Origin of the sequence: Zobellia sp. OII3 (assembly GCF_002211465.1) — a bacterium.
In the GTDB taxonomy this organism is placed as follows: domain Bacteria; phylum Bacteroidota; class Bacteroidia; order Flavobacteriales; family Flavobacteriaceae; genus Zobellia; species Zobellia galactanivorans.
Window position 1 is genome coordinate 1,151,072 of record NZ_MWRZ01000001.1, and the last position, 12,815, is coordinate 1,163,886.

The window sequence follows — 12,815 nt, forward strand, 5'->3', positions numbered from 1 at the left end:
TGGTGGAGAACAATGTTTTGGGCAAAAGGAATTTCTTCACTAAATAACCTGCAGAAATAGCAACTACGATATAAACCAATATGGGTTGAAGTACGCTCATTTTATTTCAGTATTTGATAGGCGACCAGAGCAACAATATAGGCAAAAGAACTCATAAATACCAATTGTGCTGCGGGCCATTTCCATGTGTTTGTCTCTCGTTTTACCACTGCCAACGTACTCATACATTGCATGGCGAAGGCATAAAATAGCAGGAGCGAAATGCCGGAAGCCAAGTTGAACAATGGTTTTTTGGTCTTTGGGTTGATTTCGGCGGCCATGCGGTTTTGAATGGTCTGCTCCTCGTCACTGCCCACGCTGTATATGGTGGCCAAGGTGCCCACGAATACTTCACGTGCGGCAAATGAAGTGAGTACGGCAATACCTATTTTCCAATCGTAGCCCAAGGGATGGACCACTGGCTCAATGGCCTTGCCCATATAGCCCATATAGGAATTCTCCAGTTTGTAGCTCGAAATCTCTTGGTGTAGGGCCCTTTCTTCGAGAAAGGTCTTTTTTTGTGCTATGGAATCGGAGAGGGCCGCGGCATCAATGGTATATACATTGTTACTTATACTGTCCTTTAAGGCCGATTCATAGGCCGATAGCTCGTTTTGGATATTGGCCTGGTTAAAATCTGAAAACCCTTCTTTCTTGATTTGGTTGGTTACGATTTCATCGGCATTCTTAAAATCGTCGGCATAACCATTGGAGCCTAGGAACCAAAGCACTATGGAAATTGCCAAGATGATCTTTCCTGCCCCTAGAACAAAACTTTTGGTCTTTTCCCATACCGTGTAGGCCACGTTTTTGGGTAATGGCAATTTGTAGTTGGGCATTTCGACCACAAAGAAGGATCGGCCTTTGATTTTCAATATCTTGTTCAATACCATGGCCGATAGAATGGCCGCGGCAAAACCGAGTAGATATAAGAGCATTAAGGTCAAGGCTTTATAGCCCAATCCGAGAATACTGCCTTCGGGAATGACCAAGGCGATGATGATGATATAAATCGGCAATCGGGCCGAGCAGGTCGTAAAAGGTGTTACGAGTATGGTAATCAGCCTTTCCTTCCAATTTTCAATGGTACGGGTGGCCATTACCGCAGGGATGGCACAGGCGGTACCCGACATGAGGGGCACGACACTCTTCCCGCTTAGGCCGAATGGGCGCATTAGGCGGTCCATTAAGAACACTACACGGCTCATATAGCCCGTTTCCTCTAAAAGCGATATAAAGAGGAATAAAAAGGCGATTTGCGGAATGAACATGACAATGCCGCCGATACCCGTTAAGACCCCTTCTGCAATGAGATTGGTGAACACCCCAGGAGGCAGGGTGTCTTTGACCCATCCGCTTGCGTTGGCAAAGAAGGTTTCTATCATGTCTTGTGGATATCCACTCCAATCGTATATGGCTTGAAATATGGTAAGCAGTATGGCAAAGAAAATAACGTAGCCGAATACTTTATGTGTCAGTATTTTGTCAAAGGAAGCCCTTAAGCCCTTGGCCGCGGCCAAATCTACTTTGTAGGTTTCCTTTAGAATGCCGTTGATGAACTGATATCTTAGAATGGTTTCTTTTTGCTGTAATCGTTTCAGCTCCGATTTTGATTTGGTAGCGAAAGATGTGGCATCTTTGAACAGCTTTTTTTCAATGGGCATGAAGTTGACGTCTTGCGTGATCACAAGCCATAACTTGTAGAGGTCTTCGTTAGGGAATGCCGACCTGAGTTTATCAAAATACTCCGGTGAAATTACCGTGATGTCTACGTTCTGTTCGGTAGAGAGGTTTTTGTAATCGGTGATGAGTTCCTTTAGGCGGTCGATACCCATCCTTTTTCTTGTGCTGACCAGGGCGATTTTAGTGTTCAGTTTTTGTTCTAGGAGGGCAATATCCACCGAAATTCCCTTGCGCGACATGCGGTCGGCCATGTTAATGACAAGAATGGCCGGTATTTTAAGGTCTTTGATCTGCGTGAACAGCAAAAGGTTTCGTTTCAGGTTTTCAACATCTGAAACCACTATGGCCACATCGGGGTGGTTCTTATCGTTTTTGTTCAGTAAAAGCTCAACGGCAACGCTCTCGTCCAAAGAGGTCGTATTCAGGCTATAGGTACCGGGTAAATCAAGAATATGGGCTTTTACGCCACGGGGTAATTTGCAAATACCCTCTTTTTTTTCAACGGTAATGCCGGGATAATTGCCGACCTTTTGCTTTAATCCCGTCAGTTGGTTGAAAACGGAAGTCTTACCTGTGTTAGGATTGCCTATAAGGGCAACATTGATTTGTTTGCTCATAGCGCCGGGGTATCATCTAGAATATCGAGTTCAATAAGTTGGGCCGTTTCGCGCCTAATGGCAATATGTGAACCGTTAACATTGATGTAGATGGGGTCTTTGAAAGGCGCAATTTGAATTAACTCTACTTCGTTTCCGGGCAAACAACCCAATTCCAATAGTTTTATGGGAAGCGAATCATCTGAGAATTCTTTGATGATCCCTTTTTGTCCTTTTTTGAGTTGCGCGACCGTAGTTGTCAATGTTTATTTAGATTGATTATAAGTAAGGACAAAAGTAGCATAATTTATCCTAAAATGAGGCTCCCTAATCCCAAAAATTCCTAAAAATTCGGAAGTTTCCGCTCTTTAAAGCTATGATAGCACAAGGGATATAAAACAGATGCTAAAATTGATGCATATTGTCTCGGCTGCGGATCTATTTCTTTTCGTAGGATGCCCTAAGGATTTCTAGGTCGCCCATTAGTTTTTCTATCTCTTCCGGATTGGTTCCGTCGTAAAATCCGCGAATGCGTTTTTTCTTGTCGACCAAAATAAAATTTTCGGTATGGATCATGTCGAAGGGCCCGCCATCACCATCGTCTTTGACGGCCAAGTATGATTTTCTGGCCAATTCGTATATCTGTTTCTTATCACCCGTTACCAAATTCCATTTGGCGTCGTCAACGCCTTTTTCTATGGCGTATTTTTTTAATTGGGCCACGGAATCGATTTGTGGGGTTACCGAATGCGACAAAAGCAGTACATCGTCAAAATTTTTGATGCGTTCCTGTATACTGGCCATATTCTTCGTCATGATGGGGCAGATGGTAGGGCAGGTGGTAAAGAAAAAGTCGGCGATATAAATCTTATCCGCGTAATCTTCTTGCGTAATGGTTTCGCCATTTTGATTGGTCAACGAAAAATCGGCAATGGTATGGTATTTTCTTTTGTATTGAAGGGTACTGTCAACGAGTTCGGGGTTGACCATGGTCGGCTGGTAGATCGTTAAGGTTTTGGCGGGTTGTAGGGCGTTGTAGAAAAGATAAATGATTATGGATGAAATCCCTAAGAGTACAAGACCGAAAAATTTGTATTTGGCGAAAAAAGAGCGCATAATCTTTTTGGCAAAGATACGTTAGACATTACGAGCATTCAACTCTAGACCCCTCGGAGTGCTCCTAAATCTTTCTTAAAAATAATTGAGGTTGACTAGTAATTTTTTTTAAGCGGCCGTAAAAGTGTACTTTTGTCGGCTGAATTCAAGATGAGTTCGTTAATTATAGAAAACTATAGATGAGTCCGTTACTTATTAAGACTATACAATTCCTTTTAAGCCTTTCGTTATTGATAGTGCTTCACGAAATGGGGCATTTTATTCCAGCTAAATTATTTAAGACCCGTGTAGAGAAATTCTACCTCTTCTTTGATGTTAAGTTTTCCCTATTTAAAAAGAAGATCGGTGAGACCGTTTACGGGATCGGTTGGCTTCCGTTAGGGGGCTACGTGAAAATAGCCGGTATGATCGACGAAAGTATGGATACCGAGGCGATGAAGGAAGAACCCAAGGAATGGGAGTTCAGAAGTAAGCCGGCCTGGCAACGATTGATCATTATGTTGGGAGGGGTAACGGTAAACTTTATCCTGGCCTTGGTCATTTATATTGGTATGGCCTATGGGTATGGTGATCAGTACATTCCTGCGGACAGTTTGAAAGACGGGGTTCACGTCATCGAGAAAACGATAGGTGATGAACTGGGTATTCAAACGGGGGATAAGATTCTTGCGGTCGATGGAAACAAAGTAAAAGATTTCAACGGAATCTTTATGAGTATAATCGAGGGGAACTCGATTACCATAGAGCGCGACGGCCAAACTATAGAACAGGCCATTCCGGTAGACTTTATTGCTACATTGATGGAGGATAAAGATCGTGCTTTGTTTTTAGGACCTCGTATTCCCTTTATCATAGGGGAGGTTACGCCCGGGTCGTTGAACAAAGAAGCCGGACTTGAACCTCAAGACGAAGTGGTGGAGATCGCAGGAAAAAAAGTTACCTATTTTGATGAGGTAAAACCTATTCTGGAAAACCATAAGGGAGAAAAAATCGATTTGACCGTTGTCCGTGAGAATAACGAACGTAAGGTAATACCTGTAGTTATCAATGACTCGGCCCAAATAGGTGTGCGGCCGATGGGGCTTTCTATGGAGGATATGGAGCAAAGGGGACTTTTACGTGTGGAAACGGAAAAATACACTTTTGCACAGTCTATTCCTGCAGGAATCAATAAAGGGGTGAGTAAATTTACCGGCTACCTAAAGCAATTGAAGAAAATTTTCAATCCAGATACAGGCGCGTATAAAGGTGTAGGTGGCTTTGCGGCCATTGGCGGACTTTTTCCGAATACTTGGAACTGGGAAGTGTTTTGGGGTACCACGGCTTTCTTATCGATAATGTTGGGTGTGTTGAACCTCTTGCCCATACCCGCCTTAGATGGCGGACATGTAATGTTCTTGCTATATGAGATAGTTTCCGGACGAAAACCAAGCGATAAATTTTTGGAATATGCACAGATGATCGGCTTCTTTTTATTGCTTGCTTTGATACTATTTGCCAACGGAAATGACCTGTATAGATATTTAACTGGAAAATAGATTGCAAAATTTATTTGGGACAATAAAAAAAACAATTATATTTGCACCCGCTTTGATAAACAAAGCGGGTATATTTTCCTCCTTAGCTCAGTTGGTTAGAGCATCTGACTGTTAATCAGAGGGTCCTTGGTTCGAGCCCAAGAGGGGGAGCAAAATTAGAAATCCAATCTATTAATTTAGGTTGGATTTTTTGTTTTTTATGGCATTGATGTTCGGGCGAGAAGTTTATAGGTCGGGACCTTATTGTAGAGGTGAATAGTTTGTATTTCGGAGTTTTTTAACCAGATGAAGCGGGATAAAATGTCCCGCTCCTGACAATTGTCATTTTCTGGTCCCCCTATGGCTAAATCGGAGTTTTTTTAGCGCGGTGATTTTGTAAAAACCATGCGCCGTCTTATGCTGCTATTGTAAGATAAGCTTAAGCATTTTGCTTCCCTGCGAGTTTTCGACTTTTACAAAGTACACCCCGATATTCAAGGATGAAGTGTCAATAATGGTTTTTGGATTGACCGCCTTTTTTCTCGGTAGAACTATGTTACCCGATACATCTAATAATGAATAATAGGTGATGAGGTTTCCGTCAATATCATCGAGTTGTAAGAATACGGTACCTCCTTTTGATGGATTTGGAAATACTGTAGTACTCTTGATGACCCCTGAACTGGCTTTCATAGATAGGCTTGAGTTATTAGCGGCCCTATTGGAGATGGTGGGAACGGTCCAAATAAATTTCGACCATGGTCCAATGGTGGTGAGGTTACATATCATAGGGTTTTTATTACCTGCCGAACTAACGTTTTTTCCATTGCTTCCGCGTAAGACGACCGTGTTGGTATTAAGCTCCTCCCATTTGAATTTTTCCGTATGGCCAATGGTACTTTTATTGCAAGTCATTCGGTTTATCCCATTTTCGGCACTAACATATTTATTATTGTTGCCTTTAAGGGCTATTTTTCCTTCTCCTGCATCAACAACCTTGAATTTTTCCCAATCTCCTGCGGTTGCTCTGAAGCAGGTCATGGCTTTTGAACCATTCTCAGAACTTACATAGGCCTTATTATTTTTAAGTGTTATGATTTTTCCTATAGGTGCTTCACTGTTGTTATCACCATTGTTTCCTTGAGCGGCACAATTATCTACCCGATGGTTCCATCTTCGAATAACGGGTGTATTCGGAGGGAAGTTTGTGGCGTTCTGTTCAAGGGTGGCTACAGAAGGAATTTTAATGCTGTAGTATCTAGGATCTTGTCCCGTGGTACTACTGGCCGAATACAAAAGGGGCGCCAAAGAAGGTCCTTGGAACCATCTTGCCTGCCCAGGTTTGCTGGTTGTTTTTAAAATATTGGGGTTCGTTCGTAGATTACAGGGAACAAATGGGATATTTCCATCTTTTACTTGGGCATTTGTTCCGTAAGTACTGGCGATGTCGGTAATACGCGAATCTGGGTCAAAATTACCAATACTTGGAGCGTTCAAATCAACAAATGCCCGATCGATGCGTACGGCGGCCATACAACTTGTAGCTCTCACCTTTTGGATGTCGAACCAACCATTTTTTGCGCCCCAAGGTTGAATCATTACTGCCGAATTCCCGTTTTTGCACGATATATTGTAGGCCGAAATTTCGGAAACTCTAGCGATATTTTGAGGAGCTTGGTTTCCACTGGTTTCCCTGCCATCGGTTTCTATACGAAGGGTTGCTCCTCCTCCTTGGGAACTAATATTCTTGAAAAACACTTTGTGTGCCACCCTGGTTTGTACGGCACCATATCCCCCATGGGCATTTATTACCGAAATATTTTTGACCAGACCATTTTTTGAGCCGGCCCATACCCCGTTTCTTTTACTTAACCCTAAATTTACGGTAGAATGGACCGTCCATTTGTCTATCACATGGCATCCGGAAATCATGAAGTTTTCCGTTTCTTTTATATTGAAGGGTAATATCCTCGTGTTATAGGGGAGTTCCGACATGTCAATTTTGAACTTGTTTGTGTTGGATCTGATGCTGACATTTGACACTTTTACTCCCGTATAACCTATTTCAAAAATCGAATGATCCGTGAAATTTCCGAGTTTGGGTTTTACTATGGCTCCTTGGTCAAAAACCAAATGGATATTTGACTTCAGTTTAATGGAGCCCAAGAGCCAAGTTCCTGCTGGAATCGTAATTACCCCTCCACCTTGATCGGCAAGCGTGGTTATTAATTGGTTTAAGGTTTCGGAATCGTCTCCCGGACCGTTGTTTGCTAATGTTTTTCTTCGAGATGCTGGGATGCTGCCCGAAGTGTCGCTGAAAAAGTTGTTTTCATTTAGGTCGACAGGTCGGGTTATCGGTGCGCTAGATTGGGCCAAAAGAAATGTGGCATTGATAATGGCGGCCAAAAATAAAGAGATTACGGATTTAAATTTTCGTTTTTTCATTTTAAATGTTTAAAAGTTGTTCTTATAAAAATTTGGGGTAAAAGTGAATTCTGTTACTGTGGGTAATAAGACTTTTTTGTCGGTAAATCGTTATTTGTAAATGGTAGGGGCGTATGTGTGATTGCATATGCTTATGCAAGGGTTGGTGAATTGGTCATGGTTGTAAATTCTTATGCCTATTCCATATGATCCGTTTTAAATGTTTGTAGTAAAATTCTTATGTTTTAACACAAATAAAACCTTAAATTATCATAAGGTATTTGTGTTGTTTATCTTTTGTCGACACTATTTTAACCTGTTGTGGTATAGTGACGGGTGTTTCGTTTCATGGATATGCTTGCTTCGATTCCGGGTGGGGTGCAACTAAAAAGCTTTTAAGGGCTTGACCTTTCGGGTTATGTCCTTTTTCAATGGAGTGAAGATGTTTTTTGAATGAGGGTTGTTCTTCCTACTGAACCTGGTTCGGAACCCCTCTCCCTAATATTTTTTTTCTAAGGTAGAAAGGCTACAGACCATCCATAGGAAAAGGTGTTTTAGGCAATTTTTGCTACCCTGTTGGATACAACCGTTTGGTAACATAGGTTTAAAAGTGTTCAAGCCTCTGACTTTCAGTGTTTTTTAAATGTTAAGGAAGGTTGGTGGGTTTAAGGAGGTTCTTGTGCATTCTAAATTTCGCTTATATGACGACAATCATGTTTTTTGGGGTATACAGTGTCTAAATTTGAAGTAAACGATAATCAATTACATACGATGAAACAAAAGCCTACAATTCTTATTCCTTTTGATTTTTCCAAGACTTCAAAAAAGGCGCTTGATTATGCCGTGCATTATGTAGGGCAAGATGCTAAACTTAAAATCGTACTGGCCCATATTTCCGAAAGTAATGATATGGATATGGCTAGGGAGGCTTTTAAAGGTATTGAGCAAGAATATGCCAAAATTCTTAAGAACAAGATCGAGTGGATGGTCATAAATGGAACTTTGACCGAATCATTGGTAAAAATCCAGAAAGAAGAACAGATAGACCTTATTATCATGGGTACGTTCGGTGCATTCGACAAGGAGGATTCTACGCCCACAAATACATCGAAGTTGGTTTTGGAGATAGATTGTCCGGTTTTGGTAGTGCCCTTTACCTCCGATAAGCTTCAAATAGAGCGAATCGGTTTAGTATTGGGAAAAGAAGAAATTGAAGATAAACGTGTTCTTGATACCTTGCTTAGGGTGGCAAGACGCTTCAATGCCAAGGTATATGTAATTACCGTACAGAACAGTCAAGAAACTTACGGGTATTCCCCTGCAGATGAGAAAAATGAAAATACCTTAGAGTATTATCTGGAAAGCTTCTATTCGGAGCATGTTTTCGTGGAAAATCCCGATGTAGTTAAAGGGGTACTGGACTATGCGTCTAAAAATGAGCTTGATATGATTGCTATTCTTCCTAGAAACCACGTACAGAAAAGCGAACCGTCAAAGGGAGAACTTACTGAAATGTTGACTTTACATTCCCATATTCCGGTACTTGCTATTGATTAGACCATATAAACAAAAGAAATCATAGCAGTATTGTTCGTGGCTTTGTCCATTGTCATTCTTCCCTGATATGTGGACTATTTTTAGCTGTCAGGGGAGCTGTGGTGGCGGTCATTAAGAAGGGAATGCGGCTTGGGGCGTCCGTAATAGGGCCTTTTAATATGAATAAAAAAATGGAAGTATGGAAACACTATCTCGAACACCAAAGAATACCAACCTTGAAAAGTATGGGCTGAAAAATGTAAAGGCCAATTGGAACCTCGACGGGGAGACCCTTCAAAAATTGACCCTTGAAAAAGGTATGGGGACCGAGACCGCTAATGGTACGCTTTGTGTCAATACAGGAAAGTTTACGGGGCGTTCGCCAAAAGACCGTTTTATCGTAAAGGACAATTATACCGAAGATAAAGTATGGTGGGGCCGGATAAACAAACCGATAGCCCCGGAAAACTTCAAAAAGCTTTACGACGAGGTAGTAGCGTATTTGTCGAATAAGGAAGTGTACGTGCGCGATGCCTACGTAGGTGCGGCACCAGCGTATAGAATGAACGTACGTACGATTACGGAATACCCTTGGTCGAATTACTTTGTAAAGAACATGTTCATTCAGTTGGCCGATGATGAAATTAAAAACTTTGAGGAAGAATGGCTGGTCATATGTGCGTCCGGTTACGAAGCCAAAGACCCGGCCAATAGCGGTCTAAGGGCGGGAAATTTTTCCGTCCTAGATTTTACGAACAAAACGGTCTTGATTGCGGGTTCTGCCTATACCGGTGAAATTAAAAAAGGAATTTTCTCGGCCCTCAACCTCATTCTGCCTACCGAGAAGAACGTTTTGCCCATGCATTGTTCCGCCAATTATGGGGAGAACGGTGATACGGCCATATTCTTTGGTCTTTCGGGGACGGGTAAAACAACCTTGTCCGCCGATCCAAAGCGTAAACTTATAGGCGATGACGAGCACGGTTGGACTGCCGATAACATCGTTTTTAACTTTGAAGGAGGTTGTTATGCCAAGGTTATCGACCTGACCGAAGAAAAAGAGCCTGATATTTTCCGTGCCATACGACCTGGGGCGCTCTTGGAAAATGTAGTATTTAAGGAAGGGACCAAAGAGGTCGATTATTCCGATAGTTCCATTACGCAAAATACAAGGGTAAGTTATCCGATCCATCATATCGACAACATACAGGTGCCTTCTTACGGAGGCAATCCAAAGAACATTTTCTTTTTGACCTGTGATGCCTTTGGCGTCTTACCACCGGTATCGAAGCTTACACCGGGGCAGGCCGCTTATCATTTTATTTCGGGCTACACGGCGAAGGTTGCGGGTACGGAGGCAGGTATCAACGAACCTGTACCTTCTTTTTCGGCCTGTTTCGGGGAGCCTTTTATGCCCTTGCATCCGACGGTCTATGCCGAAATGCTCAGTAAAAAGATGACCGAGGCCCATGTGAACGTCTGGCTCTTGAACACGGGCTGGAGCGGTGGTCCTTATGGGGTGGGCTCTAGAATTAAATTGAAATACACACGGGCTATGATTTCCTCTATTTTAGAAGGGGAGTTGGAAAGGGTAGATTATGAACAGCATCCTATTTTTGGTTTGCACATGCCTAAATACTGCCATAATGTGCCTACTGAATTGTTGGACCCTATGAATACTTGGCTTCAGAAAGGAGCTTATATCAGCAAGGCGATACAATTGGCCCATTCCTTTCATCTAAATTTCGACAAGTTTATTAACCAAGCTTCGGATGAGGTCATACATGGTGGACCGTTAATTGATGCCCACCAGGTCATAGACCATCATATTTAATTGGCCCCTCGTTGTTTGAAGGCTAGGGATGATATGGCGTAGCCCTTACGAAGAAGCGCGACGAAAAAGCGTGTGATTACAGGAAACCCGAATGGGAGAAAAAGGGAAGCTAATGGCTTCCCTTTTTCTTTGGGACAAAGCGGCTCCATTCAAATTTTACAAGTAGAATGGGGCGGTTAAGCCGTAATAATAGAAGTAGTATTTTTCCTTTGAAAAAATGTAGTATTTTTATGTGAATGTATTGACTGACAATCAAGATGATGTGATTTGTAAGTTGAGTAGGGTAGAATAGCCTAGTTAATGTGCCGTTGCTTGTGGATGTAAGGTTTATTTTTAGCTTTTGAAGTGTAAATGGCTTATTAATAACCTGTAATGAAAAAGATTTGTTCTGCCTTGTTCAGTTGCCAATTACGAAGTATCGATAGCTGTTATTCCGAACGAGGGAAGAATGATGTGGTTTGGGAAATACCGGCTCATATGGGTAGCGTGTTTCTTGATGTTTCCCTTTAAAAGATACCGATTAACTAATAATTTGGTTGATTGTCTTTGCAGGGCTTATATTGAAGAAATGTTAATTATTTCATTCTTATATTTGGCGTCCGTTGGTCACTACATAAGTGATAGCCATTAATTTTTATGTTATAGCCAACTAAATTTCCCCCATGAATTCGAAAAATAGGTATGTACTTATTAATTTATTAGCGTTTGAATTTATTCTGCTAAATGTGGTGCTAGTGGTGTGCCTTATGTTTAGGCTTCCCGATTTTTCATTTAGCGATACGGCCATACTTTTGAATATGGTAAGGTTGATAGGGATTTACAACCTAACTTGGTTGGTGATAATTCTCTACATCAGGAACAACGAATTTTATTTTAATCCTGATTATGGATATTTTAAGAGCATTGTTACGTCGCTCTTTTTCTTCGTAGGATTTGTGATGAGTGTGGTTATTTTGTTGAAGATCAGATATTTTCCAAGGTCTACTTTTATTATTCCCATATTTATCTTTTCATATCTCAATCTGATCAGTCATAAATACTTATTACACTACTTAAAGAAAAGGGCTTCTCACCTTTTTTCCGACACTTTACTGATTGGTTCTGGCTATGATAGTGAGAACCTGAAGGGTTTTACAAATGCTATGACCCAATATGGTTATAATGTAATCGGCTATCTTGAAGATAAAAAAGAGTTGGTAAAGAACGAGCTCGATATGAGTGTTTTTGGGGCTGTTGACGACCTTCCTAAGGTTTTAAAAGATAGAAAGATAGACGAGATATTTATTGCCATGTCAGGGGTCGAGCATGAAAAGATCCTGGCAACCATAAAAATTGCGGATAGTTTTGGAGTACGGGTGAAATTAATTCCAGCCAATCCCTTGTTGATGTCGAAAAACTACAAAGCCGTTGCTATGGGAGATTTGGCCGTTTTTAAATTAAGGGAGTCTCCTCTCGATCATTTTAGTACGGCCATATTGAAGCGTTTGTTCGACTTCTGTTTTGCTTTGGTAACACTCATCTTGTTATCTCCTGTTTTTCTAATAATTGCTATTTTAATACGGCTAGACTCTAAGGGGCCGATTTTTTATACCCCTTACCGCAAAGGCGAGGCTGCGGATACTTTTAAGTGTTATAAGTTTAGAACCATGTCGGTAACCGAAGATCCTTTGCACAACGCCAAGTCTACAGTGGTTAATGACCCCCGTATAACTCGAATCGGCAAATATTTGAGAAAGGCGGACCTTGATGAGTTGCCCCAGTTTTATAACGTGCTCAAGGGAGAGATGAGTGTTATCGGTCCTAGACCACATCGAGTGAATCTTCAAGACGATTTTAGAAAGAGTGTTAATGATTATATGGTGAGAGGCTATGTGAAGCCGGGTATTACCGGATGGGCACAGGTAAACGGATGGAGAGGTCCAACCATAACCGACGAACAAAAAAGCCAACGTGTAAAGCACGATCTGTGGTATATTGAAAATTGGAGTCCGTGGTTAGACGCAAAAATTATTTTTTTAACCATTTTCGGAAGCCATCATAAAAAAGCGTTTTAGGAATAAACTACCTCTT

General features: G+C 41.6%; 9 protein-coding genes and 1 tRNA gene. 6 read left to right on the top strand and 4 right to left on the bottom strand.

Going from position 1 to position 12,815, the window contains the following annotated elements:
- Window positions 1-101: 101 nt before the first annotated feature.
- The 3 genes from feoB to B4Q04_RS04840 form a co-directional block, all read right to left on the bottom strand.
- Window positions 102-2,339 (bottom strand): ferrous iron transport protein B, encoded by a 2,238-nt coding sequence (gene feoB, locus B4Q04_RS04830; RefSeq protein ID WP_013993325.1) that lies wholly within the window; start codon window positions 2,337-2,339, stop codon window positions 102-104.
- Window positions 2,336-2,581, bottom strand: coding sequence for a ferrous iron transport protein A (locus B4Q04_RS04835; RefSeq protein WP_013993326.1), 246 nt, complete (start codon window positions 2,579-2,581; stop codon window positions 2,336-2,338). The genes feoB and B4Q04_RS04835 overlap by 4 nt, the downstream gene beginning before the upstream one ends.
- Window positions 2,582-2,756: 175 nt before the next feature.
- Window positions 2,757-3,434, bottom strand: coding sequence for an SCO family protein (locus tag B4Q04_RS04840; protein ID WP_013993327.1), 678 nt, complete (start codon window positions 3,432-3,434; stop codon window positions 2,757-2,759).
- Window positions 3,435-3,613: 179 nt separating this feature from the next.
- On the opposite strand from B4Q04_RS04840, the gene rseP reads away from it, so the two are divergent.
- Window positions 3,614-4,972, top strand: coding sequence for an RIP metalloprotease RseP (gene rseP / locus B4Q04_RS04845; protein WP_088696128.1), 1,359 nt, complete (start codon window positions 3,614-3,616; stop codon window positions 4,970-4,972).
- 76 nt (window positions 4,973-5,048) lie between these two features.
- Window positions 5,049-5,122, top strand: a tRNA-Asn gene (locus B4Q04_RS04850).
- Window positions 5,123-5,374: 252 nt separating this feature from the next.
- Here the strand turns inward: B4Q04_RS04850 and B4Q04_RS04855 are convergent.
- Window positions 5,375-7,396, bottom strand: a complete 2,022-nt coding sequence (locus tag B4Q04_RS04855) for a T9SS type A sorting domain-containing protein (protein WP_088696129.1) — start codon at window positions 7,394-7,396, stop codon at window positions 5,375-5,377.
- A gap of 750 nt (window positions 7,397-8,146) precedes the next feature.
- Here B4Q04_RS04855 and B4Q04_RS04860 point away from each other — a divergent pair.
- From B4Q04_RS04860 to B4Q04_RS04870, 4 genes are all read left to right on the top strand, one after another.
- On the top strand, window positions 8,147-8,932 hold the full coding sequence (locus tag B4Q04_RS04860; RefSeq protein ID WP_046287428.1) for a universal stress protein: 786 nt from the start codon (window positions 8,147-8,149) through the stop codon (window positions 8,930-8,932).
- 178 nt (window positions 8,933-9,110) lie between these two features.
- Entirely contained in the window at window positions 9,111-10,745 is a 1,635-nt protein-coding gene (gene pckA, locus B4Q04_RS04865) for a phosphoenolpyruvate carboxykinase (ATP) (RefSeq protein ID WP_088696130.1), read from the top strand.
- A gap of 372 nt (window positions 10,746-11,117) precedes the next feature.
- Window positions 11,118-11,255, top strand: coding sequence for a hypothetical protein (locus B4Q04_RS22675; RefSeq protein ID WP_161496043.1), 138 nt, complete (start codon window positions 11,118-11,120; stop codon window positions 11,253-11,255).
- A 152-nt stretch (window positions 11,256-11,407) separates the two neighbouring features.
- Window positions 11,408-12,799, top strand: a complete 1,392-nt coding sequence (locus tag B4Q04_RS04870) for an exopolysaccharide biosynthesis polyprenyl glycosylphosphotransferase (RefSeq protein ID WP_088696131.1) — start codon at window positions 11,408-11,410, stop codon at window positions 12,797-12,799.
- Window positions 12,800-12,815 lie beyond the last annotated feature (16 nt).